Annotated in this window: 23 protein-coding genes; 21 read left to right on the forward strand and 2 right to left on the reverse strand. The window is 52.9% G+C overall.

What is annotated here, in order from left to right; all coding sequences use genetic code 11:
* Window positions 1-12: 12 nt before the first annotated feature.
* The 8 genes from wsfD to MKX70_RS07095 all read left to right on the forward strand — a co-directional run bounded on the left by wsfD (window position 13) and on the right by MKX70_RS07095 (window position 10769).
* On the forward strand, window positions 13-1560 hold the full coding sequence (wsfD, locus tag MKX70_RS07060; RefSeq protein ID WP_340839757.1) for a glycan biosynthesis hexose transferase WsfD: 1548 nt from the start codon (window positions 13-15) through the stop codon (window positions 1558-1560).
* On the forward strand, window positions 1557-3122 hold the full coding sequence (locus MKX70_RS07065) for a hypothetical protein (protein WP_042240714.1): 1566 nt from the start codon (window positions 1557-1559) through the stop codon (window positions 3120-3122). The genes wsfD and MKX70_RS07065 overlap by 4 nt, the downstream gene beginning before the upstream one ends.
* A 37-nt stretch (window positions 3123-3159) precedes the next feature.
* On the forward strand, window positions 3160-4410 hold the full coding sequence (locus MKX70_RS07070; protein WP_042240711.1) for a glycosyltransferase family 2 protein: 1251 nt from the start codon (window positions 3160-3162) through the stop codon (window positions 4408-4410).
* A gap of 43 nt (window positions 4411-4453) precedes the next feature.
* A complete protein-coding gene (locus tag MKX70_RS07075; RefSeq protein ID WP_340839758.1) occupies window positions 4454-6550 on the forward strand; it encodes a cellulose biosynthesis cyclic di-GMP-binding regulatory protein BcsB in 2097 nt (698 codons plus the stop codon).
* Window positions 6540-7394 carry a diguanylate cyclase domain-containing protein gene (locus MKX70_RS07080; protein WP_042240708.1) on the forward strand — a complete coding sequence of 285 codons (855 nt, stop codon included), beginning with the start codon at window positions 6540-6542 and terminating at the stop codon, window positions 7392-7394. The genes MKX70_RS07075 and MKX70_RS07080 overlap by 11 nt, the downstream gene beginning before the upstream one ends.
* Window positions 7395-7444: 50 nt before the next feature.
* A complete protein-coding gene (locus tag MKX70_RS07085; RefSeq protein WP_340839760.1) occupies window positions 7445-8233 on the forward strand; it encodes an SDR family oxidoreductase in 789 nt (262 codons plus the stop codon).
* 241 nt (window positions 8234-8474) lie between these two features.
* Window positions 8475-8723: a type B 50S ribosomal protein L31 gene (locus MKX70_RS07090; RefSeq protein ID WP_039304788.1), complete on the forward strand. Its 249-nt coding sequence runs from the start codon at window positions 8475-8477 to the stop codon at window positions 8721-8723.
* Window positions 8724-9194: 471 nt separating this feature from the next.
* The gene (locus MKX70_RS07095) at window positions 9195-10769 is read left to right on the forward strand and encodes a sensor domain-containing diguanylate cyclase (protein WP_340839761.1); all 1575 of its coding nucleotides are present in this window, start codon (window positions 9195-9197) and stop codon (window positions 10767-10769) included.
* 90 nt (window positions 10770-10859) lie between these two features.
* On the opposite strand, the gene MKX70_RS07100 is transcribed toward MKX70_RS07095, so the two are convergent.
* Window positions 10860-11897: a copper amine oxidase N-terminal domain-containing protein gene (locus MKX70_RS07100; RefSeq protein WP_340839762.1), complete on the reverse strand. Its 1038-nt coding sequence runs from the start codon at window positions 11895-11897 to the stop codon at window positions 10860-10862.
* Between the two features lie 147 nt (window positions 11898-12044).
* Between MKX70_RS07100 and MKX70_RS07105 the strand changes: the two genes are divergently transcribed.
* The 11 genes from MKX70_RS07105 to MKX70_RS07155 all read left to right on the forward strand — a co-directional run bounded on the left by MKX70_RS07105 (window position 12045) and on the right by MKX70_RS07155 (window position 23637).
* On the forward strand, window positions 12045-14615 hold the full coding sequence (locus MKX70_RS07105; RefSeq protein ID WP_340839763.1) for a DUF2339 domain-containing protein: 2571 nt from the start codon (window positions 12045-12047) through the stop codon (window positions 14613-14615).
* Window positions 14581-15897 (forward strand): hypothetical protein, encoded by a 1317-nt coding sequence (locus tag MKX70_RS07110; protein ID WP_340839764.1) that lies wholly within the window; start codon window positions 14581-14583, stop codon window positions 15895-15897. The genes MKX70_RS07105 and MKX70_RS07110 overlap by 35 nt, the downstream gene beginning before the upstream one ends.
* A 19-nt stretch (window positions 15898-15916) precedes the next feature.
* Window positions 15917-16630 (forward strand): HAD family hydrolase, encoded by a 714-nt coding sequence (locus tag MKX70_RS07115; RefSeq protein ID WP_340841628.1) that lies wholly within the window; start codon window positions 15917-15919, stop codon window positions 16628-16630.
* 30 nt (window positions 16631-16660) lie between these two features.
* Window positions 16661-17773 (forward strand): MBL fold metallo-hydrolase, encoded by a 1113-nt coding sequence (locus MKX70_RS07120; protein WP_340839765.1) that lies wholly within the window; start codon window positions 16661-16663, stop codon window positions 17771-17773.
* Between the two features lie 69 nt (window positions 17774-17842).
* Window positions 17843-18121, forward strand: coding sequence for a hypothetical protein (locus tag MKX70_RS07125; protein ID WP_340781691.1), 279 nt, complete (start codon window positions 17843-17845; stop codon window positions 18119-18121).
* Window positions 18122-18401: 280 nt separating this feature from the next.
* Window positions 18402-18602 carry a cold-shock protein gene (locus tag MKX70_RS07130; protein WP_019914790.1) on the forward strand — a complete coding sequence of 67 codons (201 nt, stop codon included), beginning with the start codon at window positions 18402-18404 and terminating at the stop codon, window positions 18600-18602.
* Window positions 18603-18798: 196 nt separating this feature from the next.
* Complete coding sequence (locus MKX70_RS07135) at window positions 18799-19029, forward strand: cold-shock protein (RefSeq protein ID WP_039304815.1); 231 nt, start codon at window positions 18799-18801, stop codon at window positions 19027-19029.
* Window positions 19030-19236: 207 nt separating this feature from the next.
* Window positions 19237-19485: a hypothetical protein gene (locus tag MKX70_RS07140; protein WP_340839766.1), complete on the forward strand. Its 249-nt coding sequence runs from the start codon at window positions 19237-19239 to the stop codon at window positions 19483-19485.
* Window positions 19486-19639: 154 nt separating this feature from the next.
* Window positions 19640-21415, forward strand: a complete 1776-nt coding sequence (locus tag MKX70_RS07145) for a cache domain-containing sensor histidine kinase (RefSeq protein ID WP_340839767.1) — start codon at window positions 19640-19642, stop codon at window positions 21413-21415.
* Window positions 21399-22199: a response regulator transcription factor gene (locus MKX70_RS07150; RefSeq protein ID WP_340839769.1), complete on the forward strand. Its 801-nt coding sequence runs from the start codon at window positions 21399-21401 to the stop codon at window positions 22197-22199. The genes MKX70_RS07145 and MKX70_RS07150 overlap by 17 nt, the downstream gene beginning before the upstream one ends.
* A gap of 112 nt (window positions 22200-22311) precedes the next feature.
* Complete coding sequence (locus MKX70_RS07155) at window positions 22312-23637, forward strand: extracellular solute-binding protein (RefSeq protein ID WP_340839770.1); 1326 nt, start codon at window positions 22312-22314, stop codon at window positions 23635-23637.
* A gap of 210 nt (window positions 23638-23847) precedes the next feature.
* On the opposite strand, the gene MKX70_RS07160 is transcribed toward MKX70_RS07155, so the two are convergent.
* Complete coding sequence (locus MKX70_RS07160; protein ID WP_340839771.1) at window positions 23848-25227, reverse strand: MATE family efflux transporter; 1380 nt, start codon at window positions 25225-25227, stop codon at window positions 23848-23850.
* A gap of 289 nt (window positions 25228-25516) precedes the next feature.
* On the opposite strand from MKX70_RS07160, the gene hxlA reads away from it, so the two are divergent.
* Complete coding sequence (gene hxlA, locus MKX70_RS07165; protein ID WP_340839772.1) at window positions 25517-26149, forward strand: 3-hexulose-6-phosphate synthase; 633 nt, start codon at window positions 25517-25519, stop codon at window positions 26147-26149.
* 6 nt (window positions 26150-26155) lie between these two features.
* Window positions 26156-26713 carry a 6-phospho-3-hexuloisomerase gene (gene hxlB, locus MKX70_RS07170; RefSeq protein ID WP_340839773.1) on the forward strand — a complete coding sequence of 186 codons (558 nt, stop codon included), beginning with the start codon at window positions 26156-26158 and terminating at the stop codon, window positions 26711-26713.
* The last annotated feature ends 1 nt before the right edge of the window (window position 26714 follow it).

Raw genomic sequence — 26714 nt, forward strand, 5'->3', positions numbered from 1 at the left:
AGGTGAATCCGTATGATAGACAACCCAGTGAAAACATCAACCCGGCCCGGCATAACCCTTGCCAGCCTTCGGATTACCCCAGCGTTTGCCGCGGCTTTTGGCGTATTGCTCGTAACAGTCATCGCGCTCTTTACCGCTCCCTATGTGGGAATGGCAGATAACGGTGACTTTTTCCGGATTATATATAGCAATGGACTGTACTTCAACCTCCCGGATTATGACAGCCAGTATTTCGGGTATTTCGTCAAGCAGTTTGGAATCTACCAGTACTACAACGAGAACAGCTCGATGCTGGTCTCCTCCCAGTCCCTGTTTATCAAGCTGGCGCTGTTCGTCAATAAGCTGGTATTCAGCAAGGAAGTGTTCGATATCCGGTTTCAGGCCGCGATCTATACGCTCCTGTATGTAGCTGCTGTCTACTTGCTCATTGAAGCCGTTACGTTCAAGATGTCCCGGAAGCGGGGGATGATTGTTGCGGTTCTGGCAGTTTTTATCTTCGGGGACACGGGGTATACCGCCTACTTCAATTCGTTCTTCGGCGAAAGCCTGGTAATGGTCACGATGATTCTGGTGTTCGCCTCATGGCTGCTGCTGTACCGAAAACGATACAACGATTACGCCATGCTGGCGGTACTTCTGGTCAGCACGCTGATCCTAACGACCTCCAAGCAGCAAAATGCTCCTGTGGGCATGGTGATTTCCCTGCTCTCTATCTCACTTGTCTGGATCCGCCGGGATAAATTGTTCCGCTGGGTCACGCTCCTGTCCGCCGCCCTGATGATGTTCGCCGGTGTTGCCACCTATCTTAATATCTCCAAAGAGTTCGTGAATATTAACCAGTATCATGCCATGACCCGCGGAGTGCTAATGGAATCAGAGAATCCGGAGACCGCGCTTCAATCCTTCGGGATTAATGAACAGTACGCAATTCTCAAAGAGAATACCTATTATGATCAATACGGGACCGTGGATGTGAAATCGGATCTGCTGGAAAAGGATTTCTACAGCCAATACGGTTTCATCTCGATTCTGAAATATTATGTTACGCATCCGGACCAGCTGGGCTCGATTCTCGATACGGCTGCCGAAAGCGCCTATACGATCAAGCCCGCGGCGATGGGAAATTATGAGAAATCTGCTGGCAAGGAGTTCCGGGCGCAGAGTCATTTCTTCAATGTATACAGTACGCTGAAGGAGAAGCTGGCTCCCCGCACCTTTGCCTTCATCCTCCTCTGGATGGCTGTGATTACAGGTGTCTATATGCCTTCCTTCGTGAGCGCGGTCCGGGTGCGGGACTACCGGGGAATGCAGCGGCTGTTCGTGATTCTGGCTACAATGCTTGTCGGATTGTCCGGCATTGTAGTCTCCATTATCGGAGCCGGCGATGCCGATATTGCGAAGCATGAATTCCTGTTTACCTTAGCCTTTGACCTGATCACTTTCCAGGTCATATCGAGCGTCATTGGCCGCGGAATCTCCTCCCGGAAATCCATGCCGGCTGCACCGCCTTCCGTGCCGGCCCCAGAATATGCTGCCCTGAATAATGGGGTGAGCCTTTGAAACGCGGAGGGATCATCGTTCTACTGCTGCTCCTGGCTGGGAATCTCCTGCTGCCCGCCCCGGCTGCTTCCGCCCCGGCTGCTTCCGCCGCCGCGTCACCTGCCGCTGCGCAGCATATTCTGCTGCTCTATGACAGCCTGGCGAGGGGCACGGGGAAGGAAGGGAATGTGGCAGAGCTGCAGCGGCTGCTTGCCGCTTACAGTACACAGGTTACGCTTAAGAATATATCCGATTATGAGCAAGGCAGCCTGTCTGCCTACTCCGGAATGATCACCGTCATTAACAGTGCGGAGCTGAAGATTACGAATAGGGCTTACTTGCAGGACGCAGCAGGCTATAAAGGGTCGGTGATGTATGTCGGATACCAGCCGCCGGACCGGGTGCAGCAGGCCATGCAGCTGAAGACAGACGTGTGGCATGGAGCCAGCGCAAGCCTCTCCATCGGCGGATTCACCGGCATTCCGCTGGAAGTGGAAGAAATGCCTTATATCACTGCTTCACAGGGCGGCCGTACGTACGGCGGGTGGTCTTTTGAAGATGGCGGGGTGCAAATGCCCTACGCGGTAAGCCGCGGCGAATTTACTTATATGCCCTATCTGAAGCCTGGCGATTTAAGCAGCATGGCCGCGGCATATGTATTGAAGGATTGGCTGAAATCCTCCGCCCGGCCCCGTACGTATCTGGTGCTCAAGGAGATCTATCCCTTCTCCGATCTCGAGCTGCTTGAGCAAACGGCAGACAAGCTGTATCAGAGCGGAATTCCATTCATCGCCAGTGTCCGGCCGGTGTTTGGCAATACGGATTTTCCGGCGATGAAGCGGTATCTGGAAGCCCTGAGAACGGTGCAGTCCCGTAATGGGAGCATTGTTGTCAATGCTCCGGCGGTCAGACCGCCGATCAGCCTTAGTGACCGGTCGCTGCATGTCAAGATGAACAGCTTCATCAATGTGCTGGCGGAGGGCGGTGTAGCTCCGCTGGGTATGGCTGCAGAAGGCTACTGGACGTATGACAAGGAGTATTCTACGGCGGGTATGGGCTTCTTCGACTCGGCGGTACTCTATGCGGATGAAGAAGCCAGATATATGGAACAGACGGATACCTCGGTCACCTTCCCGTCCACCCTGTACAGCCTCCCACTGGAATTCCTGCAAGGGATCAGCAGGACCGGCAAGGCGATGCCGGAGCTTCCGCTGAATGCGGCAGTTACTGTCGACTTGCCTGAGGATGAGGCTGCACTGGACAGTCTGATGCAGAATCTGGAGGAAGAGTGGTATACGTTCGCCGACTATAAACGGGAGGCCCATAACGTTGTTACAGATATCAACACCATCGAATCAGCGGATGGGGTAATTTACATCAACGGCAACAATCTGAACGTCGACTATACCCCGCAGACAGTCGCAGCCGATTACCAGTACCAGGAGGAGCAGGCTACGAGCTTCAACAGGCTGTTCAGCGTGCAGAACCAGTTTTTTATTATTGTGATCCTGATTGCACTGCTCTTGTTCGGAGGGCTGCTTACGATCGGCTACAGGCTGTACCGGAGGAAATATTTGAAATAAGGAATCCGGAAAAATCAAACAACATTAGGAGAATAATATGACGGTCTCAGACGTGCTGATGGTCATTGCGGTGATCTGCATCTGGTCACTGCTGCTGGTGAATGTAGCGCTGATTATAGCGGGCTACCTGTACTATATTGAAACTGAGAATAAGGCAGTGCCGGAGATCAGGGGTGAGTATCCGATGGTGACGATTATGGTCCCTGCGCATAACGAGGGCGTGGTCATCAGCAAAACGGTGGAATCCCTGCTGGCGCTCGATTACCCGCATGACCGGTATGAGATCATCGTCATCAACGATAATTCCTCGGATAACAGCGCGGAGCTGCTTAGCGATATCCAGCAGAGGAATCCGCAGCGCAATCTGATCATCATTAATACGGATGCTATTAGCGGCGGCAAAGGAAAATCCAATGCGCTGAACATTGGCTTCACCCGCAGCAAGGGGGAGCTCATTGCCATCTATGATGCTGACAATACACCGGAACGCACCGCTTTGCGCTATCTTGTGGCTGAGATCATGAATGACTCCACCCTGGGAGCAGTCATCGGCAAGTTCAGAACCCGCAACCGCGATGCAAGCCTGCTGACCCGGTTTATTAATATTGAGACGCTGTCGTTTCAATGGATGGCACAAGCCGGCCGCTGGAAGCTGTTTAAGCTCTGTACGATTCCGGGAACGAATTTCATTATGCGCAGGTCTATTGTAGAGAGTATCGGCGGCTGGGATGTCAAGGCAATTGCCGAGGACACGGAGATTAGCTTCCGCATTTATATGATGGGGTACCGGATCAAGTTCCAGCCGAAATCGGTCACCTGGGAGCAGGAGCCGCAGACGGTGAAGGTCTGGTTCAAGCAGCGGACACGCTGGGCGAAGGGGAATATCTATGTCATTGTGAAGAATCTTCCGCTCCTCTTCGACCGGAAGGCGGCGAAGATCCGCTTCGATATCCTGTATTATGTCTCGATCTATTTCCTGCTCCTGATCTCGCTGGTCACCTCTGATGTTCTGCTTGTCCTTCATGCGATGGGGTACGTCCATACGACCATTGCCGGGCTCAGCAGCTTCCTGTGGCTGCTCGCCATTGTTCTATTCGTGGTCGGAATCTTCGTTACGCTGACAACGGAGAAAGGCGAGATGAGCCTGTCGAACCTGTGGATCATTCTGCTGATGTATGTTTCGTACTGCCAGCTGTGGATGGTGGTTGCCGCTTACGGACTGTATAACTATCTCAAAGACGTCATTTTCAAACGGGAAGCCAAATGGTACAAAACCGAGCGTTACTGAAGCGCCGGAGGAGAAGAAATAAGCGATACAGGAGATACGGAACATGATGAAAAAACAGATAATGATAGGGCTGATTTGCCTCTCCCTTTTCCTGGTTCAAATTCCTGCGGCACTGGCAGCAGCAGTGCTTCCCGGTGACGCCACGATGACTTACGAGACTTCATTTACGGGCAGTGAGATCTCTCTGACGGGCACAAGTTCCCAGCAGCAGTATTTCACAGTCATGGATTACTGGAACGTCGAGGCGGTGAACATCAGGCTGCATTTTCAGGTGTCACAGATTAATGCGGACCAGCAGTCAAGTGTGACACTGTCGCTTAACGGCATTCCGTTCTACTCCTTCAGACCGTCTACTGAGAATAACGGGGAGCAGAGCCTGAGCGTTCCAGCGCCCAAGGGCTTCCTTAAGGAAGGCAGCAACACACTAAGTATTCAGGGGAATCTGAAGACCGATACGGGGGATTATCAGCTCTGCAGTATAGACAATACGCAGGACAACTGGCTGCATCTGTTCAATACCTCCAATATATCCGTGAAGTACGTGCCTAAGGCGATAACGGGCGGGATTGCCGATTTCAGTGCCAGATTCTCAGGGATGGATACGGTGAAAAGAGGACAAAGCCTGCTGGCCGTGCCGGAGAATGCCACAGGGTCTGAACTGGAGAGCGCTACCTACGCCCTGACGGGCTTCGCCAAAGGCAATACGCTGAACGATAAGACGATTCCGCTGCTGCCCTACCGTGAGGAAGCCCTGAAGGACAAGCGTGCAGTAGTGCTGGTAGCGATGTATGATCATCTGCCGGGCCCGCTGAAGAAGCTGGTGAGCACTACAGCTGATCTTAGCACCCATGCCGTGATCCAGCTGGTGAACATGGATTCCTCACCGGTGCTGGTGGTTACCTCCAGGGATGAGAGCCTGCTGATCAAGGCCGGACGCTTCATGGCCAGCGGGGAGCTGCTGAGCCAGAGCAGCGAAGACCTGAAACTAGTGGATGATGCTACCGCTGTAGCAGACCCGGCGCCGCCCATCAGCTCGAATGTTACATTCACAGAGACTGGGGATAAGCTGACCGGACCGAATCATCAGGAGCAGACTTATTTCGTTTCGCTGCCGTCCAACCGCTCGATTGCGGATGACGGCAAAATCAGCCTCGATTTCCGCTATGCGGGGAATCTGGATTTTGAGCGCTCACTGGTGACGGTGAGCATCAATAATACGCCGGTCGGCAGCAAGAAGCTGACGAAGGAACTGGCTGACGGTGATGTGCTGACTCTGGATGTGCCGCAGAGCCTGAACATCTCCGGCAACTTCTCGGTCACGGTGGCTTTTGATCTGGAGATGGCGAATGCCATCTGTACACCGAATACGGAGCAGATGCCCTGGGCATATATCAGCAAGGAATCGATGATGCGCCTGAACACGAAGGACCGCACAGAGCTGCTGCTGAGCAACTATCCGTACCCGTTCCTGCGGGACGGCATCTTCAACCGTGTAGCGGTCGTTCTGCCGCAGGAGATGGACGACTATGCCTATAAGAGTCTGGGCAATATCTTCAACATGCTTGGCCAATACGCCGGAGGCAACACCGGCGATGTCCATTATTACAGCGATGATGTGGCTGCGGATAATCTGAAGGACAACAACATCATTGCCATCGGCACTTATAAGAACAACAAGGTGATCCGCGACAACAACGACAAGCTCTTCTTCAAATACAACAAAGACGGCTCGACCCTGCTGTCCAATGAGAAAATAGCGATCGAGGAGGAGTACGGGGCCGGCATCGGTACGCTGCAGCTGCTGGACTCACCCTACGAGAGCGGACGGGGCCTGCTTGCGGTTACAGCGGTCAGCTCCGAGAGCTACTACCTGGTCTCGAAGCTGATTGCCAGCGAGAAAGACCGCTGGAAGGTCTACGGGGACGGTGTGGCTGCAGATAAAGACGGCCAGGTTCATGCGTACCGCTTCAAAACCCTCTCAGGCGCGGCGAAAGAATCAACAGTGGCGCAGATTATTGAGCGTTCAGATGTGCTGGGCTTTGTGGTTGCGGCTGTTCTTATGATCACGCTGGTCATTGTATCGCTGCTGCTCCTGCTCCGCAAACATATGAAGAAACGTGGTGATAAGCGTGAGACGTAACCGCAGCAGCCTAATCTCTGATCTCGGGTTTCTGGCCTTCCTGGTCCTGATGTTTGCCTGCACCGTATTCATTGCCGGCTCTCCGGATCACTATATCCAGAACATCATTATTCTGAATGTGGCCTTCCTGCTGGCGCTGGTCACGTATTTCACCACGGTAACTGCGGGACTGACGCTGAATCTGGCGTTTATCTTCGGCTACGGCTTCTTCGTGGTCTATCAAACGGTGTCCGAAGGGGCATCGATTGGCGTAAATACGTACTTCTGGCTAATTATGACTCCACTGATTACAGTCGTCCTCTGGGTCTTCACGTCCAGCAGCCGTGAGCTGCAGGCCGAGAATGAGCGCCTGCAGAAGCGGACGGCCAATCTTGCCGCCGTGGATGAGAATACGGATCTGCGTAACAGTATTTCTTTTCAGAAGGATGCCAGCCTGTTCACCGGGATATCGACACGGTATCACATTCCGCTGACGCTGCTTGTCGTCAAGGTGAAATACTGGAATGAGATCCGCCGTCTGATTCCGGAAGAGCAGCTGTCCGAAGCGATCTATGATGTCTCCCAGCTCAGCCAGTCCAGTATCCGCACCAATGACGCGCTGTATCTGCTGGACAAGGAGGACGCCACCTGGGGGCTCCTGCTCTTCACAGACCGTGAAGGGGCCAAGATTGTCATTGAGCGGATTAAGCTCCGGCTGCAGGAATTGAATGATACCGAGTTCTCCGGCAAGTATAAAGTGAACCTGGGGCTGAAGATTGGGGCAGTGGAGTATGAGGCGGACAAGATTGAGAATCCACTGGATTTCATTGTCCAGGCTAAAAAGCAGCTGGAGTACGATGTATAATGCAGAGTAAGGTTACATGTTTGAGACCATTCTGACAGGAGGACATCATTATGGATTTGGGTCTTGAGGGAAAGTCGGTACTGGTGGCTGCCGCCAGCAAAGGGCTGGGGCTGGCTACCGCGCTAGAATACGCGCGTGAGGGAGCGAAGGTAACGATCGCGAGCCGGAGCCTCGCGCAGCTGGAAGCGGCGCGGCTGGCAATACTTGAAGCAACGGGGCAAGAGGTAGCGGTGGCAGAGATGGATGTGACCCGCCCGGAGGATATTGAACGGGCGGTCCAGACGGCCGCCGGATTCGGAGGCGGCCTCGATGTGCTTGTCACGAACGCCGGCGGGCCTCCGGGCGGCAGCTTCGGGGATATGGCCGACGCGGACTGGAGCGGCGGCTTCGAGCTTACGCTGATGAGCACGGTCCGCCTGATCCGTGAAGCGCTGCCGCATATGCGCAGCGCTGGCGGAGGGCGGATTGTCAGCATCAGCTCGGTCTCGATCAAGCAGCCGATCCAGGGGCTGATTCTCTCGAATGTGTTCCGCGCAGGGGTGAACGCGCTGAACAAGAGCCTGGCCACGGAGCTTGCGCCCGAAGGCATTCTGATCAACAGTCTGGCGCCCGGACGCATCGGTACAGACCGGATTCTACAGCTCGACGGCAAACGGGCGGAAGCGGTGGGGACTTCGCTTGAGCAGGTCCAGGCGGAGGCGCTGAAAGGGATTCCGCTCGGCAGAACAGGAACTCCGGAGGAGTTCGGTAAAGCGGCAGTATTTCTCGGTTCTTTTGCCAATACTTATATTACCGGCCAATCCCTGCTTATCGACGGCGGAATGGTGAAATCGCTCTAACGTATATCCCGGAGCCGGAGGGAAACAGCCTGGTTGCAGATGGTGGATAACCGATGGACAAACTGCCTTTTTTCCAGTTCAAAAGGTTGACTCACGGCCCGCTTTCACGTATGATAGTATGGCGTGTAAAAATCGGAAGATTTACGCATCTCCCTTCGTCTAACCGGAATTCTTAAATAGACCAAGAGATGGCTTCATAATACCATAGAAGTTGTATTAGTACGGAAAGGAGGTTATTACAATGAAAGAAGGCATACACCCTAAGTTCAACCAGGTTATCTTCTTCGATGCAAGCGTAGGCTACAAATTCCTGAGCTCGTCCACCAAGTCTTCCGGTGAAACGATGGAATGGGAAGACGGCAACACTTATCCAGTGATCCGTGTAGACTCCAGCTCCGCATCCCACCCGTTCTACACAGGTAAACAAAGAGATACCGAAACTGGCGGCCGTGTTGACAAGTTCAAACAACGGTTGGCACAGAAGAAATAATGGTATTCCTACTATAGAGGATATTCCCGCATCCATGCAGATGGTGAAGGAGTATCCTCTTTGTTTATGTACGCTTGTTTAAGCGGCCTGCATTGCGGGTATTAATGCTTAGGTGGGAAGTGGAAGGTATCAATTAGACGTTTGGAAGGGCATGCCTGCGTGTTTTCCGAAAGGTAGTTGATTAACCCATGTACTACTTGAAAAGACGGAGAAGATCGAGATTACGCCGATTCTACTCCGGTTTAGCACCCTAGCAACTGGAATCCTGCATAACTATAAATTCGCTTCTCACCTTTTGAAGACTCTACGGGCTGCCCGTAGGGTCTTCGTGTATGTTCAGGCATCTCCATGAAACGGCGGACGGACGGTTATACTTTGGGTACAGGTAGTATTTTTGGAAGAATGATTCATTTGTACGAAGGAGTAGGATATAATAAGGCAAAGTTATCTCAAAAATAGGAGAAATATGACATGCCGTGGATGCAGGGTTATCCGTTTTATTTAGTAATGGGCAGCGTTCTAAGTCTCTACATGGGCATCGGTTCTTTCAAGCACCGCCACACACCGGGAAGATGCTATTTATGGATATTGATGCTGCTGGTCAGTCTGATATTCGCGGCTACGGCCGGAGAGATTCTGTCGGATTCCTTTCAAGCCAAGCTAGGGTGGAAGAACATGCAGCAGGGCCCGCTTTTTTTGAGTACGATCTTTACCTATGCCGTTATTAAAGAGTATGTATCCCGTTCCTCTGAGGGTTTGGCCAAGAGGCTTATTTTCTTTTGTATTCCGGTCGTGCTCGATGTTGTGCTGATCTTCACCGATTCCTATCATCATCTGATGCGCAGCGAGGTGGGGCTCGCAACCGTGGCAGGTGTTACCGGAATTACTGTGAAGCCTACGGTGTTAAGTATGATCCTTATTGCGTATGACCAGCTGTTCGGGTTGTATGCTGTCTATTTACTGGCGATCTCCCTCCTGAATGCTCCGGCATATTATTTCCGCCGTAATCTGATGCTGCTGCTCGGGCTGGTGATTCCGGTACTGACGGTCTTTCTGCTTCCGCTGCTCAAAATTACGATTACCGGGTTCACTGCATTTACCTATCTTCCGCCCATCATCGTGGCGTACCTCTCCTTGTTCCGTGATCCGCGGCTATCCTTATATCCGCTTGCCAAGAATAAAATCTTCGAGAATATGAAAGACGGCATTGTGCTGACGGACCGCTATGACCATATTATTGATGTCAATGAAGCCGCGGATGCGATGCTCTCCGGGCTGCTGGAGGAGAAGGCGGAGACCTGGAGGGGCCGAAGCATACATCTGCTACTGAAGCAGTACGGGCAGATTTCGGACCATTATACCAAACGGTTGGAAGGTCAGTTCGAGATCGAGCCTTCCGGTAAGGACGGCGCCTGTTTCGGCGTCGCACTGATTGCCACAGAGCGGGCCCGCGCAGAAACCACAGGTATGCTGATGGTCTTCAGTGATCTCAGTGAGAAGAAGAGGTACGAACGCGAGCTGCTGCATCAGGCTACCGTTGATGATCTGACCGGCCTGTACAACCGTAGGCATTTCATGCGGCTGGTGCAGAATTATTCCGCGCAGCACGGGGCGGGAATGGCGCTGCTGCTGTTCGATATCGATGATTTCAAGTTAATTAATGATACATATGGACATCTGGCCGGAGATCTGGCGCTGGTAGATTTGTCCCGGAAGATTATGAAGGTGTACCAACATAACGGAATTTCCGGCCGGGTGGGGGGCGAGGAGTTCGCGGTCTGCTTCTTTGCCGGCAGCGAGGCTGAGGCCTTGAGAGAAGCGGAGAGTTTCCGCGCTGCCCTGGGCGAGCACATCGTCCTGCTTGACGGGGGGCACAGCATCCAGCTGACTGTCAGCATTGGCATAGCCTTCACCGAGCGCAGCGATGTGACCTTCGAGGACTTATACCGCGAGGCGGACGAAGCGCTGTATCAGTCCAAAGCCAGGGGCAAGAACAGAGTCACGCTCGGCCGCCAGCCCGCTGTGCGGCAGGCGGCCAAGGGTTAGCCGGTTACCCGGACATCATACAGCAAAGCCCCTGGTTTCTGCCGATGCAGAGGCCGGGGGCTTTCTATTGAACTATAGGCATAATATTCTTTAAGGCTGAACGGCCTGCACAACGATTTTGAGCGCGGTTCCGATTGGCGGCAGACTCCGGGTCATTACAGGGGAGTAGAAGCCCATAACCGTAATGCCTTGCACCAGAGCAGATGGTTCTACAGCTTCTCCGCTCCCGTTCACCAGCAGGGTATCCTCCGTCAGGCGAAGCACGATCTCGCTTTGCGACAGGTCGCTGAGGGCGCTGCCCTTGATGCGGAGGCTGAGTGAGCCGTCTTCGGCCCTGATGATCTCTTCAAGTGTGCCTTCCGTACCCAGCATATCGGCCTGAGCCTTGGTATCCTGGACAGTTATCCGGTAAGCGGGCGTCTGCGGCGGCAGGCTGCGGGTGGAGAACACTGCGTGCTCGGCCTCTATCGTCATACCGATCTGGAGATCGGCTAAGGACAGCTTGGTGCCGTCGGTCTTCTCATATAACGTATCTCCGCTGACATTCAGTACGAGCCCTGCGGTTCCGGTACCCTTAATCTGAATGGAGGAATTGCCGCCGGAATTCCGGATGGCGGTGATGACGCCGGTCTCAAGGACATGCTCTACGGCTGAAGTAATCACGATATTGTTCCCCTCCACACTAACGGTCTGATGCAGTACCTCACTTACAAAGGATGCGGGGACATACATTTTGTCTGCTTTAGTCAGCGGAGCGGTTCCGAGTGAGGTGTACATTTTATTAATCACATAGCGGTCTTCACCGTTCTTCACAGTTGTGTATATATTTCCTTTATTTAAGTCGGCAGCTTTGGTTGCCATGTTCCAGGTAATCTTGAAGCCCAGTGACTCAGCGACGGTACGTAGCGGAATCAGCGGCTCCTTGGTGCCCGAAGGCTGAAAGCCGGTCTCGGTGATGGCTGTGCCGTTAATGGCAATGGCATATGCGCTTAATGAGGCGCCGGCTTTGTTCTGGGCTGCTTTGGTCTGGTTCGAGCCGGTTGCTGCAGGGGCAGCGGAGACCACTCCGGTAGTGAGGGCCAGCGACAGCGTCAGGAGCGCTGCACTTGTTTTGAGAGAAGTTTTCATGGGACAGCTCCTTTGGGTATGTCAGTAGGTAAGTATGTGTTATTTCTCTAACGCTGGTTGGACGCATTATGTTGCACTGGATTACCTGGGCAGATATAGTAAAATGAAAATATTAACAATTGCTGATAGCAGGCACTGGGGGGCGCTATGGAGGATTTCAGAGATCGGCTGAGGGCTGTACAGCAGCAGCAGGACGGGCTTTTGAAAGAATACCAGGCTTTGATTGAGGAATATGAGAGCAGCGATCTGGTTCATGAGAACGAAGCGCTGAAGAAGGAGAATGAAGAGAACAAGCTGATCCTCAGGGAACTGAAAATTCAGGCTTCTATATTGCGGCAGGATAACTCCGAGCTGCGGACGGCACTGAGTGAGCAGATTCTGGAAGAGAAGCTGGGCATTCTGCGGGTATCGCGGCAGAAGCTGCAGACCTACTTTGGCTCGCAGAATAATGCCTACCTCGACAGGCTGACTTCCTTCGAGTTGGAGACCAGGCAGCGTATTGATGTCACGTTCAGACGTGCCAAAGCTGAGCTGGGGCAAGACCAGACGCAGATAGCCGCCATGCTGGGGGAAGTGCAAGGGAAGCTGAATGAGAGTATTCTGCTGCGCAGAAAGCGGCAGCGTGAGGTGGAGCAGTCACTGACAGGGGCGCTTGACAGCCGTATGGATGTCTTTGCCGCTGAGGGGGTCAGTGAGGAGACGCTGCTGCGCCGCCGCAAGCAGAACCGGATTGAAATGAAGATCGGGCTGAACTGGATCAACCGCCTGGGGATTCTGCTGCTGATTCTGGCAGTGGGGGCCGGATTCAGATACAGTTATTCCACCTGGTTCAATGATTATATGAAGGGCAGCGCCTTCTTTCTGCTAGGTGCAATCATGCTGGGCAGCGGCGAGTGGCTGTTCCGCAAAGGTAGAGGAGTCTTTGCCCTGGGTCTGATCGGGGGCGGGGTATCCGTACTCTACGGCTCGATCTTTTACAGCTATTTTTTATTGGAGATTATCGGTTTATGGGCCGGGATCGGTCTATCCGTACTGGTCACTCTATCCGCTGTGCTGTTATCGCTGCGCTATGAGTCGCGCACGATCTGTTCCATGGGGCTTGTCGGCGGTTATCTGCCGCTGTTCTCTTATATAGGGGCGTTCGGGCTGGAAGGCAGCGCAGTGTATGCGGCTATGGGGTATCTGTTCGTGCTGAACCTGCTCATTCTGCTGGTCTCCCTGCGCAAGCGCTGGGTTATTGTCAATTACATCAGCTTCCTGTTTAATATACCCTCCATGCTGCTGCTGATTAATCTGTCGGACAGCAATGCAGCGGGCATGCTCTGCGCTATACTGACCTTTGTCATGTATCTGGGCATCACACTCTGGTACCCGTTCAAATACAAGTCGAAGCTTGCGTGGCTGGATTTCTGCCTGCTGGGCTGCAATACGGCCATCAGCTGCGTAACCTTGTATATTCTTTTCCTGGATGCAGGTCTGGGCGAGTTCAAGGGCGCGCTTGCCTTGTTCTTCTGTCTGATGTACCTGGGGCTTGGCGTTCTGCTGGAGAAGCGGATGCCGCAGGAACGGGAGAGCAGACTGCTCTTCTACGCCACCTCTCTGACCTTTGCCGTACTGATGATCCCGTTCCAGTTAGGAACGGCCTGGTGGTCCATCGGCTGGCTGATTGAGGGAGTGGTTCTGACGGTCTACGGCCAGCTGTACCGCTTCAAGGCGGTGGAACGCTCGGGCTGGGGGATTCTCCTGCTCTGCCTGGGGACGTTCTTCGGCATTGACGGGCTGCTGCGGATATCCGAGCTAAGCCCAGTGGTCATCTACAGCAATCCGTATTTCGAGCTGAAATATACCTTTATTACTGCGGGGATGGTTACGGTAGCCTTGTTCTATGCGGTCCGCCATTCCCGGGAGGAGCTTCTGCTCCGCAGCTCACCTGCCGAGGTGCAGGGTGTAGTCTGGTTCAAATATGCGGCGATCCTGAATTTCTATGTATATCTGGTGTATGAAGCCTTGCGTCTGTACGACCGGGCAGTTCCGGAAAATATGGCGCACAGTACATTCTACAAGCTGCTGCTGGCAGCCATGCTCACGGCCGGCCTTGCCTATGGGCTGCCGAAGGTTAAGGTGCTCTATGATGCGGTGGTCGGCTACATGGTTATGCTGATGTACGGGATCACTTATGCTATCTGCATCGGCATTACGCTGGGGATGCCCAGCCTGCAAGGTGGATTGTCCGGAAGCTCCGGGGCAGATCTTCTGGTGCTGGGTCTGCTTATCCTCTTCAATCTGTTCGTGTGGTTCAGCGGCGGAAGACTGCTGCGGACAACGCTCCTGCGCGATTACAAGAATATGGAGCTGGTCCCGGTGGCTATGGGCATCTATCTGCTGGTGATGATTACTGCTTTCCTTGGTGTGCAGATCCGGCTGCATGATGGCGGACTGGCGTTCAGTCTGGTCTACCTGCTGCTCTCGGTGCTGTTCATTATGTACGGGTTTCGCAGGCGGTATTTGTACATCCGCCGTTTCGGGCTGGGCCTGTCACTGCTGGCAACCGGCAAGCTGCTGCTCTATGATCTGACCCTGCTGAACACCGGCAGCAAGATCATCGCTTATTTCAGCTTCGGACTCTGCCTGCTGGGGATTTCGTATCTATATCAGCGGGTATCGGCCAGAATGGAGGAAGCCTATGCGCTCGCAGAGAAAGACCAGCCGGAGAGCTAGGGCGGCAGTGCTGCTCGCGGTGCTGGGAGGCTTGCTGCTGTTCACCTCCGCTTATCCGGCGGAGGGCACGGCAGCGGCAACTGGCTTGGCGGAGAAGGCTGACAGCGGGCAGTGGAAGTTCTCGCGGGCCATCGGAATTCCTGAGCCGGCCCCTTATTATGAGGTATATCTGGATGAAGGCGTGTATGGATCGGCAGCGGAGGATTTGCGCGATCTGCGTATTACCAGCAGCACCGGCGAGCCGGTTCCTTATTATCTGGAGAGCGGAGAGGGAACGGTGGAGGAGCGCAGCACTGCCTATTCATCGATTTTGATCCGCCGGGCGGATCAAGGAGCGGACACCCTGCTGGATTACCGGATTACACCGCTTGCCGAGCATGTGGATATTCAGGGAAACAAGCTGGTGTTTGAGCTTCCGGATGAGTCTTTCCTGAAACATGTGGAGGTGTGGGGAGGTTATGACGGGAATGCCTGGGAGCCGCTGGCCAAAGGGGATTTGTACGCTACGAACGGGTTAAGTGCGGACAGCATTGAGCTGGAAGGCAGCTACAAGTTCAGCTTTTACCGGCTTGTAGTAAAGAGTAATCCGGAGGGATTGGATTTCCCCGGCCTGACCCTGGTGGACAGCAGCCGGGAGGTGAAGATGGCCGGATTCATGCGGCAGAAGACGCCGCAGTATGAGATCAGCCGGGTGGAGAACCGCACAGAGATCGTCATCAACAACAAGGACCGACTGAAGATTGCCAGGCTGACACTCGGCAGCACCGGGAATTTCTCGCGGCGGTATGAGCTGTATGACAGTGACGGTAAAAGGCTGCCGGTGGCGGGCAGCGGGGAGCTGTACCGGCTCGATTTCAAGGATACCCGGATTTCACGGACGGACATCCAGCCGCTTCACGCATCCTCCTCGGCTGCCCTGCGGATTATAATCTATAATCTGGATGATACCCCGATATCAATTAACGGCCTGAAAATAGAATATCTGGTGGACCGCCTTGTCTTTGCGGGAGGAGAGCAGGAGTCGGGACCGTATTCGCTGATCTACGGCAATGCCCTGGCACTTGCTCCGCAGTATGATATTATTAATTTCAAAGACCAGATTGCCGGGGACAAGCGGGTCACAGCTACGCTTGGTGCAGAGAATATGATACCTGAGGTACTGTCAGAGTCACCGGCACAAGGCGGATGGTTCCAGAGTGAATGGGGATTCAACCTTATTATTATCGTGGTCTCCCTACTGCTTATTCTCATCGTGGCCCGTAAGCTGGGCCGGACCAAATAGGAAGGGATGCCGTGTGTCTATGTACCAGACTTATATTTTTGACCTTTATGGAACCTTAATCGATATTGAGACAGATGAAGAGCATCCCGGGGTATGGGAGCGGCTGGCGCTTCATTTCAGCTATCACGGGCTGCGCACGCAAGGTGCGGATCTGCAGTCCCGTTTCCTTGCGGAGCGTGACCGTCAGCTTCAAGCCGCTGCACAGAAATGCCAGTTTCCCGATTTCGTCATGGAAGAGGTCTTCCGTGCCGTAGCCCGCGACTTAGGGGGGAACCCCGGGCAGGCCTGGCTGCATGAGACTGTCCGCTGGCTGCGGACCTTATCCATGAACCATATCGCGCTCTATGACGGAGTCCCGGAGATTCTCCGGACCTTGCGGTCGCGCGGCAAGAAGGTCTATCTGCTCTCGAATGGCCAGAAGACCTTCATTGAGGCAGAATTAACCATGCTGAACATTCTGCATTTATTCCATGGGATAGCCATTTCCTCTGAAGCCGGCGTAAGCAAGCCGGACCCGCTATTTTACCGGTATTTAGCAGATAACTATGGGGCCGAGCTAAGTTCGGCAATTATGATCGGCAACGATCCGCGTACGGATATTGCCGGAGCGGACATGATCGGCATTGATTCGTGTTATATTCATACAGCTTCCTCTCCGGATAACGTTCCGGTGAAGAGCACGGTGCAGATCTGGGATGGGGATCTGCGCAAAATTCCGGGCTGGAACCTGTAGAAATGAACTGGCAGAAAGAAGGCTTACCGCATGACTCTGATTATTATTGATATTACAGCTTCACTGGTGGTACTTGTTGCAGCGGCGTATCTGCTTATGACCCTCTATCCAGCGTTTGGACGGAGGGCAGGGAAGCAGGAAAAGGCGCTGAACAGCCGCTCGCTTAATTATAGCAAGGGCAAATTTGCCTATCCGCAGACGGCTGAACTCATCGGCGAGAGGGCTGGTGGTGGCGGACTGTCCATTCTAAAGGATTTCATTAAAGGCAATCCCCGGTCCAGACCGGCCGAGCCCTTGCAGCCGTTACCGCTGCAGCCTGCATCTATCGGGCAAGGCCCGGGCACCCGCGTTACCTGGTTCGGCCACTCTGCGGTATTGCTGGAGATGGATGGGGTTACACTGTTCCTGGACCCTATGCTGGGGAATGCGCCGTCCCCGTTTCCGTTCATCGGCGGCCGCCGTTACAGCAAGCAGCTGCCGCTGGAGATTTCCCAGCTTCCACAGATTGATGCGGTTGTGCTATCCCATGATCATTATGATCATCTGGACTACGGCACCATCCGCAAGCTTAAGGATAAGGTAGGCCTGTTCATTGTGCCGCTCGGAGTCGGCGCCCATTTGCGCCGCTGGGGAGTAAGCGGAGAGAAGATTCGCGAGCATGACTGGGGAGATGAGCTTACGTATGCAGGCCTGACCTTTACCAGCGCGCCGGCCCGGCATTTCTCCGGCCGGAGTCTGCTGGACCGCAACACCACACTGTGGTGTTCATGGATAATCCAAGGAGCGGATACGAAGCTCTTCTTCAGCGGGGACAGCGGCTACGGGCCGCATTTTGCCGAGATTGGACGCAAGTATGGTCCATTCGATCTTACGCTGATGGAATGCGGCCAATACGATCCGCGCTGGGCCGATATCCACATGCTGCCGGAACAGACGGTTGAAGCACATATAGATGTGCAGGGAGGTCTGCTTATTCCGGTTCATTGGGGGGCCTTCACCCTGTCGATGCATGACTGGACCGATCCGGTGGAGCGCATCGCAGCTGCGGCTGCAGCTAAAGGGGTACGGCTGGCTACACCAAGAATTGGGGAGACTGTAGTGGCTGGAGCTGCGGAGTATCCTGCTCTTCCCTGGTGGAGATGAGGCTGCGCGGCCTGAGGGGACTTGTGGTACAATCATTGTGCATAAATGCCAAGGAGCTGACTAACGAATATGAGTAATGAAGTGAATGAGCAGGAACTGGTGGAAGTGTTGTCTGCACAGACGAAGGTGGATCCGGCCGTGATCCGGCTGGTGCTGAAGCATGAGCAGGCCTTTATCAACAAAGCCAAGGCCAATGCCAAGGGCGAGATTGATATTGATAATGATGATCTGGTCGATTATGTTACTGCGCAGCGCGATGTTAAGCTGGACGAGCTGACCGTAGAGACTATCCTCGATGCGGAGATGGACTATCTGATGGACAAGGGACTAGCCGGATATATCGACTAAACCCTGTAGCTGCCGGGTGCGCGGTGCGGTTATTCATAGAGCACTGCGCGCCGGGTACGATATATTTCCACTTATTTTTAAGTAATTTTAAGTAATCCTTTGCTTTTAGAGAATTAGTGTGCTACAATGAAGTCAATCATAAATTTAACCCTTAATTCACATATTGTAAAAGGTTATCATTTGTGCGTATGAATCCTTTTCCAATGTGTGAATTTTTATTTGTTCGTACAATACGTAGGAATAAAAGGACATGTGTTAAATAAAACTTGGAGGTAATATCATGCAAACAGGTACAGTAAAATGGTTCAACGCAGACAAAGGTTTCGGTTTTATCGAGGTTGAAGGCGGAAGCGACGTATTCGTACACTTCTCCGCAATCACTGGCGACGGCTTCAAATCTTTGGACGAAGGCCAACGCGTTGAGTTCAACGTAACTCAAGGCGCTCGTGGACCACAAGCCGAAAACGTTGTAAAACTGTAGTATTAAAAATAGACTGCCCTTAACACAAGTTGAGGGCAGCTTTTTTTTTGAACAGGCCAGAACAAGCTACCATCCTGCCATAACAGTCCAGTTGGGCTGGAAATATGTCTTTATTCGAAGGATATGCTTCCGAAGCGAGCTTTGTACGAACCGAATCAGGAAGTATATGCTAACAAAGCTATTAGGAGGGGTACTTATGTATTTTCGTAAAAAAGCGCTGGAGGATCTTCCGCAAGAAGACACAGCCATTTGGTCCTGCACCAAGGAAGATTGCTCCGGGTGGATGCGTGATAACTTCGCCTTCCAATATGTCCCTACCTGCTGGCAATGCAACTCGCCGATGACCAGAAGCATGAAGATACTGCCTATGCTTGTGAATACGAATTTTGACATGAAGGCGATCAAGAAGGGCATTACCATCCGGTAATCTGCCAGTTCCTGAACGCTCTGTATAGAATCAGACTATAGCAGCAACACCATAGCAGTCAGTTCCCTGTGGGGAACGGGCTATTTTTTTTGTCTTGGCAGCGGATGGGTGTCCGGGGTTGACAATAGCGGGGAATCAAGGGATATTAGAGATGAGGATGAAGGATACATAATTGGAAAATGGTCTCAACGGCAAGGAGGTCGTGGTGTGGCTATGAACAAATATCTTAGGCTTCTTCTTCTGGTTATGATTATCTTGAATACAGTAAATATTAAATATCGCAATCCAGTTTTGCTTGTTGCCGTACCTGCTATAGCAATTATAATCTTTATTCTGGACATTTACCTGGAGCCCACCCGCCGGAAGGTGCTGATGTACAGCATCTGCGCCGCCCTGCTGGCTTTACTGTGGATAGCCCTGGACCGGGAGTGGATCACTCCGATAATGTTCATCTAGTCCCTTCTGCTGCAGCCCTTAAACAGCTCTGGAACAAGGAGCATTGCTTAAGGGCTCTTTGCTGCCCTGTGCCGGACAACTATTTTCTCTTGACAAACTACAGGAGTTTTGGAGAATAGAGTTGGAAACGCTGCCAAGGAAAGAAGGAATTCCGATGCTCCAGAGATTCAAAGAACTCAACACGCTGCGCAATCAAATATTCATCGGCTTTGTGCTGGTTATGCTAATCATTCTTCTGGTTTCAGGGGCGTTTGTATATGACCGGGTATCTATTCTGCTCAAAAATAATGCCGAGCGGCATATCCAGCAGACGGCGGTTCAGGCGAACGGACGGCTGAATGCGCTGATTGGCCAGATTGACAGCCTGATGGAGCAGGTGGCCAATCATCCTACGGTGCAGCAGCTGCTGCTGGAGGAGCTGAACGGCAATGAAGTGTCATTCAATCAACGGCAGTCTCTGCAGCAGATTATCTCCAGCTATCAGGCGTATATGCCGAGCGTAGGATCTCTAGAGCTGTATACCGCCGATTACCGGTTGCTCTTCCCGATTAAGGACGGCAGTCTGGGGACGAGAATCAACGAGCCCTATATCAGCGAAGCTAATATTCAGAAAGGGCGGCTGGTCTGGATCGGCGTCGATCCACATGACAGCCAGAGCCTGCTGGCCATCCGTCAGGTCAGCCTCATGGACCGCTGGTTCTCGCGGGGAGGGTATCTGATGGCACGTATCCAGCGCAGCTACTTCCAGCTGGACGATCCGATCTCCGGCAGTGACGGAGGCGAGTCTGTGCTGCTGGTGAATGATGAAGGCCGGCTCCTGGGCAGCAGTGGAACACCGGAGGCGGACCTGTTGCCGCTGCTGGAAAGTGTGGACCAGACGGTCAGCTTTCACGGCAAGGAGTATGTTCAGGTTAAGCTGCGCTCGGACAAGACCAACTGGACACTGCTTGTGCTGACTCCTGTCAGCTATGTCACCAAGGGGTTATCTGTGCTGCGGACGGTTCTGCTGCTGTCAGGGGGGCTGGGAGCCCTGCTTTTCCTGATTATGTCGTTTCTATTGTCAACGATGATCACAAGGCCGATTATTCATCTGATCCGGGCCATGCGCAAATCGCGCTTAGGCGTGCTGACGCCCAACCCGCAGAAGGTATCTACGATGGAGCTGCGGGAACTGAATTATACTTATAACGGCATGGTTGCCAATATGAATGATTTGATCCGGGTTGTCTATGAGAAGGAAGTATTACAGAGCCGGACTGAGCTCAAAGCGTTGCAGGCGCAGATCAACCCTCATTTTCTGTTCAACACCTTGGAAGCCTTTAACTGGTCGCTTGAGGAAAAGGGGGAGGAGGAATTGGCCGGATTGGTCGTAGTCATGTCCAGGCTGTTCCGCTATATTATTGGCCGTCCCAATAATAAAGAGGAGTGGGTTGCACTTAGTGAAGAGGTTGAACAGATCAGGCGTTATCTGAAGATCATGGAGATGCGGATGGGCGAGCGCCTGTCCTGGGATATTGTACTGGACCCAAGCGAGGCTGCTGTTCCGGTACCCAAGCTGCTGATTCAGCCGATTGTGGAGAATGCCATTCTTCATGGAGTGGAGAGCCGTGTCGGCAGCGGCAGTGTGGAGGTTATGATCACGCCATCACCCCGCGACGGCTGGACCTCGGTGAAGGTATCCGACAATGGGCCCGGCATGGATGAGGATACTCTGCGGGCGCTGCGCAATACACTGGAGGGCGGCCCGTCGATCTCCGCCAAAGGCAACGGGGTCGGCCTGGTGAATGTGCAGCGGCGGCTAAAGCTGTATTACGGGGAAGAGGGCATCAAGTCGGAGGGTCTGATGATTGAGAGCAAGGTATCCGAAGGGACCGTTATTACTTTTGAAATTCCAAGCAATGGAGGATATACCTATGAGCCTGAGCAATAGGACGATTCTGATCGTGGATGATGAACCGAGAACACGGCAGGGAATCAAGCAGACGCTGGAAGTATGGGCGGCAGGCCGGTATGCCGTGGAGACCTGCGACAACGGGGTTGAAGCGCGCGAGCGGCTGCGGCAGGAGCGGGTCCATCTCCTGATTACAGATGTGCGCATGCCCGAAGTAAGCGGACTGGATCTGATCCGTTCCCTGCAGGAATCAGCCTGGAAGCCCGTTATTATTGTCATATCCGGCTATGCCGAATTTGATTATGTGCAGCAGGCTATGCGGCTGGGGGCGGTCAACTACCTGCTTAAGCCGCTGGACAAGTCCGAGCTGCTGTCCGTGGTTGAGGATGCGCTGAAGCGGGAGGAAGAGCAGCAGCGCCACGTGAAGCTGGAGAAGCTGGTGGATCATAAGCTGATGGAGATTGACCCGGATCAGGCACGAATGGGGCAGCCGGTCAAAGATGCGATCGCCTATGTGGAGCAGCACCTGCATGAACAGCTGACAATGGCAGAGGTAGCGGGACTCATCCATCTGAATGCCAGCTACTTCAGCGTATTGTTCAAGGAGCAGGCCGGAGTATCCTTCAGCGAATATTTGGCACGTCTGCGAATTCAACGGGCTAAGGAATTACTGCTGCAGACCACACTCTCTATAGGGGAGATCGGGGAGCGTGTAGGCTATCGGACGGATAAGTACTTCATTAAGGTGTTTAAGTCGCTGGAACAGTTAAGCCCAAGCCGCTATAGGCATAAGATGAAGGGCGGATCGCAGGAAATCCATTAAATGTGGAATTTTAGCCAATAAGTGTAGTCTTATATCCCTCCGGGTACGATGCTAGAATTTGATTGGTAGCGATTACATCTGGCCGCGTAATGTGATATGGGAGGCTATAGCAATGTTGAGGAATAACATAATCAAGGGCCTGTTCCTGACACTTACATTGGCCCTTGTTCTAACAGGCTGCAGCTTTACACAGGATAATAATAGTGCGGAGGCAGCCACCAATGCTTCGGGCCCAAAAATAACGATTCATATGATGCACTTATGGCCGGCCGGCCTTTCCGCCCAGCAGAATAAGCTGGTTAGCCAGATCATCGGAGAATACGAGAAAGAGAATCCTAATATTATTATCCAGCAGGGCGTGCTGGAGAATGAACAGTACAAGAATAAGCTGAAGGTGCTCTCTGCCTCGAATGACCTGCCGGATGTAGGAATCACCTGGGCTGCGGGCTTCATGGAGCCTTATGTGAAGGGCGGATTATTCGCTCCGCTGGATGACATCCTGAATGGTACGCGGTTAAAGGGTAAATTCGTAACAGGCACTACCGAAGCCTATGTGGTCGATAATAAGACCTACGCACTGCCGATTGAGCTGAACATTTCACCGGTATACTATAATAAGGATATTTTTGCAAAATATAATCTCCAGGTGCCTGTTACTTACGAAGAGTTCAAGCAGACGGTAAGAACGTTATCCCATCATGGCGTGGCTCCGGTTGCCCTTGGCAACAAGGACCGCTGGACCGGCTCGCTATGGTATATGTACCTTGCTGACCGTATCGCCGGCAGTGATACACTGAAGCGTGCTACGAAGGGGACAAGCTACTTCGATGATCCCGGCCTGGTCCGGGCTGCGGCTGAAGTGCAGACGCTGGTGGATATGAACACCTTCAACAGCGGTTTCAACGGGCTATCCAATGATGAGGGCAAATCGGAATTCTTGAATGAGAAGGCGGCAATGTATCTGACGGGTACCTGGGAGCTTCCCAACTTCACGACGAATCCGGAGATCCCGCAAGACTTCAAAGATAAAGTAGGATTCTTCAAATTTCCGACTGTGGAAGGCGGAAAGGGTAATATCAACAGCTGGGTCGGAGGACCGGGTGTCGGACTGTTCGTAGCCGAAGCTTCCAAGGTTAAGGAAGCAGCGAAAGCATTTGTCGAATATTTCGTATACAAATGGGGGGAGGCCTCTGTAACCAGTGCGGGTGTAATTCCGGCGACCAAAGTGGATACCACGAATGAAGAGCTGCCGCAGCTGTATGTCGAACTGCTGAATGAATTAAACCATGCGAGCAGTATCACCTTGTTTGCTGATATCCAGATGAAGCCGAACGCCGCCCAGGTCCATCTGGATATGATTCAGGCGCTGTTCGGCAAAGCGATTACACCTGAGCAGTTCGCGGCCAAGCATAAAGAAGCTGTAGCCAAAGGAACCTGATAAGCGTACAACCGTATCACAAAGGGATGCCGATTAGCCGGATTACACGGCCGCGGCATCCCTTATTTGCGGAATCGGATGATTAGGGCAGTCAGACGTGTTGTCATAGTCTTCCTCATCCTTCCTGCCAAATCAATAGGATTATGTATTCAAAAGGCGGTCCGCCTGAGTCGCAGAGATCAGGGTGAACCGCCTGTTTGTTGTCGCAGGTTAATGCGCCGGCGCAGCGCTCAGCGGTTCTGCAGGTTCATGCTGGATCAGGCCGTGCTTCTCCCAGGCTCTGCTCTTCCAGCGGAAGTACATAATGACCGCCCGCACCCATTCATCGAATGCAGTGGTCAGCCAGACTCCGGCCAGACCGAGATCAAGCGTGAATACCAGGAAATAGCCCAGCGGCAGGCTCATGCAGACCATGGAGATCAGGCCCATGTAGACCGGAAACTTGGCATCGCCGGAAGCGCGCAGCGAGTTGATGATGACCAGGTTGCAGGTGCGTCCCGTCTCAAGGAAGAAGCTGAGCAGGATGACCTGGGCGCCCATAGTTATAATCGTTTGATTATCCGTGAACAGGCCCATTAGCGGTACGCGGAACAGAATGACAACCGCATCCATAATTACGGTGACCAGCAGCGCCCATTTCACACTGGAGAACACCCGCGAGTAAGCTTCCTTAGGCCGCCTTGCGCCCACGAGATGGCCGACAATGATCGAGGTGCCCATGGATACGGCTACGCTGAAGAGGAAGATATAGCTGGAGATGTTCAGCGCGTATTGGCGGGTAGCCATGGCTTCTGCACCCAGATAAGTGATATATAAAGTGAAGATCAGCTGGCAGCACTGATAGATCACCGATTCAAATGCGGACGGAATGCCGATTTTGAGAATCTGCCGCACATATTTTTTGGAGAGATGAATGTAATAGGTCCATTTGACCCGCACCTCCATGATCCGGTAGAGCAGCAGGAAGTAGAGGATCAGACAGATAAAGCGGCTGGTGAGCGTTGAAATTGCAGCCCCCTCTACACCGAGCGCAGGCAGTCCGAAATGTCCGAAAATCAGCAGATAATTGCCCCCGACATGGATCACATTCATCAGCATGGAGACGATCATCGTATGTTTCGTGAAACCGTGTGTACGGATAGTGGCAGCCAGGGCATTGAGCAGTGCCTGGAGGAAGATTCCGCCCCCGACAATATGCATATACGATTTGGCGTAGACGAGAATATCGCCCGTCACGTTCAGCGCGCTCAGCAGACTGCCTCCGAACAGCAGCAGAATTGTACTCAGAATAATTCCGACTGCAAGATTGAGTGTTATGGCATTGCCCGTTACCTTGGCTGCTTCTTTGGGCTGCTTGGAACCGAGATACTGCGACACGACAATGGCCGCGCCGTTCCCGATAACACTGAGCACGAGAATGGCTATGGCAATAATCTGATTGGCCGCCCCAACACCGGAGACGGCATCATCCGATACGGAGCTGATCATGAATGTATCTACACTCCCCATGAGCATAAACAGGAACAGCTCGAGGAAAATCGGCCAGGTCAGCTTAATTAAATTGAACTCTTTGGGTTTGTTTGCTTCCATAATAAACCTTACACCTTCTTAATGTTGAAATAAGATTGCTGCCGGAGAATTTGTAAATCTAATGTATGGTAGCACAGCTTATGTGAAAATGCAGTGAATTTAAGAAAATTCTAAATAAAATCAACCTTCGTTTTTCAAAAAGAGGCATCAGTGAGCCCGGCCCCCGCCCAATAGTATCCTTCAGGTAACTACATCACAATAAAGTGCCTACTTCCCTTATCGGCAGTATATACCTAAACTTAGTACATTACTTACTAAAATATATTAACGATGAGGAGATTCTAAACCTATGAAATTACAGCTAGCACTCGATCTGGTGGATATTGCTGGAGCCAAGGCCATTGTTGCGGAAGTGGCCGAATTTATAGATATTGTGGAAATTGGAACACCGGTTGTTATTAATGAAGGTTTGCATGCGGTAAAAGCGATCAAGGATGCTTTTCCGGCCCTGACCGTCCTGGCTGATCTCAAAATCATGGATGCCGGCGGCTATGAAGTGATGAAGGCTGTAGAAGCAGGGGCAGGAATCGTTACCGTGCTTGGCGTGTCCGATGATTCAACGATCCGCGGCGCGGTGGAAGAAGCGAAGAAGACCGGCGCAGAAATCCTGGTTGATCTGATCAACGTGAAGGATCTGAAGACCAGAGCCGCTGAAGTGGACGCGCTTGGCGTTGATTATGTCTGTGTGCACTCCGGATATGATCATCAGGCAGAAGGCAAGAATTCCTTCGAGGATCTGAGAGCAATTAAGAGTGTGGTTATAAAAGCGAAAACAGCGATTGCCGGCGGGATTAAGCTGGGCACGCTGCCTGAAGTGATTGCTGCGAATCCAGATCTCGTGATTGTGGGCGGCGGAATTACCGGCGAAGCGGATCAGAGAGCGGCTGCGGCGGAAATGAAGCGCCTTGTAAGCCAGGCCTAAGCAGCTATGGATACGCTGGATTACGCACAGGAAATTGTGAAGGAGCTGCATGGCTCGGTCTCCGGGCTGAACGCCGGAGAAGGCGAAGCCATGGCGGAGCTGTTGCTGCGCTCCGGGCAGATCTTTGTAGCCGGTGCCGGCCGCTCCGGCCTGATGGGCCGGGCGTTCGCGATGCGGCTGATGCAAGCCGGACAGGCAGCGTTTGTCGTCGGGGAGACGGTCACCCCGGGGATCAGCTCCGGCGATGTGCTTGTGCTTGGCTCCGGCTCCGGCGAGACCAAGGGGCTGGTATCTATGGCGGAGAAAGCCAAGGCTATCGGCGCAGCTGTAGTGCTCGTGACCATCACCCCGGATTCATCACTCGGGCGTCTCGCTGATTATATCGTCAAGCTGCCGGGCTCGCCCAAGGATCAGACAGGCGGGAGCTATGTTACGATCCAGCCGATGGCTTCCTTGTTTGAGCAGACGCTGCTGGTATTCTACGATGCCGTCATCCTACGGATGATGGAACATACGGGGCAGACCACCGGTAAGATGTTCGGTAACCATGCGAATCTGGAATAAC

The sequence above is a fragment of the Paenibacillus sp. FSL R7-0312 genome, assembly GCF_038004445.1.
Lineage (GTDB): Bacteria > Bacillota > Bacilli > Paenibacillales > Paenibacillaceae > Paenibacillus_AQ.

Bases quoted from the DNA above. Each gene is read 5' to 3' on its own strand.
- MKX70_RS07105 (WP_340839763.1), top strand. From the start codon at position 12,045: ATGGAGGATTTCAGAGATCGGCTGAGGGCTGTACAGCAGCAGCAGGAC.
- MKX70_RS07135 (WP_039304815.1), top strand. From the start codon at position 18,799: ATGTATTTTCGTAAAAAAGCGCTGGAGGATCTTCCGCAAGAAGACACA.
- hxlA (WP_340839772.1), top strand. From the start codon at position 25,517: ATGAAATTACAGCTAGCACTCGATCTGGTGGATATTGCTGGAGCCAAG.
- MKX70_RS07095 (WP_340839761.1), top strand. From the start codon at position 9,195: ATGCCGTGGATGCAGGGTTATCCGTTTTATTTAGTAATGGGCAGCGTT.
- MKX70_RS07115 (WP_340841628.1), top strand. From the start codon at position 15,917: ATGTACCAGACTTATATTTTTGACCTTTATGGAACCTTAATCGATATT.
- hxlB (WP_340839773.1), top strand. From the start codon at position 26,156: ATGGATACGCTGGATTACGCACAGGAAATTGTGAAGGAGCTGCATGGC.
- MKX70_RS07145 (WP_340839767.1), top strand. From the start codon at position 19,640: ATGCTCCAGAGATTCAAAGAACTCAACACGCTGCGCAATCAAATATTC.
- wsfD (WP_340839757.1), top strand. From the start codon at position 13: ATGATAGACAACCCAGTGAAAACATCAACCCGGCCCGGCATAACCCTT.
- MKX70_RS07150 (WP_340839769.1), top strand. From the start codon at position 21,399: ATGAGCCTGAGCAATAGGACGATTCTGATCGTGGATGATGAACCGAGA.
- MKX70_RS07090 (WP_039304788.1), top strand. From the start codon at position 8,475: ATGAAAGAAGGCATACACCCTAAGTTCAACCAGGTTATCTTCTTCGAT.
- MKX70_RS07070 (WP_042240711.1), top strand. From the start codon at position 3,160: ATGACGGTCTCAGACGTGCTGATGGTCATTGCGGTGATCTGCATCTGG.
- MKX70_RS07075 (WP_340839758.1), top strand. From the start codon at position 4,454: ATGATGAAAAAACAGATAATGATAGGGCTGATTTGCCTCTCCCTTTTC.
- MKX70_RS07100 (WP_340839762.1), bottom strand. From the start codon at position 11,897: ATGAAAACTTCTCTCAAAACAAGTGCAGCGCTCCTGACGCTGTCGCTG.
- MKX70_RS07125 (WP_340781691.1), top strand. From the start codon at position 17,843: ATGAGTAATGAAGTGAATGAGCAGGAACTGGTGGAAGTGTTGTCTGCA.
- MKX70_RS07130 (WP_019914790.1), top strand. From the start codon at position 18,402: ATGCAAACAGGTACAGTAAAATGGTTCAACGCAGACAAAGGTTTCGGT.
- MKX70_RS07160 (WP_340839771.1), bottom strand. From the start codon at position 25,227: ATGGAAGCAAACAAACCCAAAGAGTTCAATTTAATTAAGCTGACCTGG.
- MKX70_RS07120 (WP_340839765.1), top strand. From the start codon at position 16,661: ATGACTCTGATTATTATTGATATTACAGCTTCACTGGTGGTACTTGTT.
- MKX70_RS07155 (WP_340839770.1), top strand. From the start codon at position 22,312: ATGTTGAGGAATAACATAATCAAGGGCCTGTTCCTGACACTTACATTG.
- MKX70_RS07110 (WP_340839764.1), top strand. From the start codon at position 14,581: ATGCGCTCGCAGAGAAAGACCAGCCGGAGAGCTAGGGCGGCAGTGCTG.
- MKX70_RS07085 (WP_340839760.1), top strand. From the start codon at position 7,445: ATGGATTTGGGTCTTGAGGGAAAGTCGGTACTGGTGGCTGCCGCCAGC.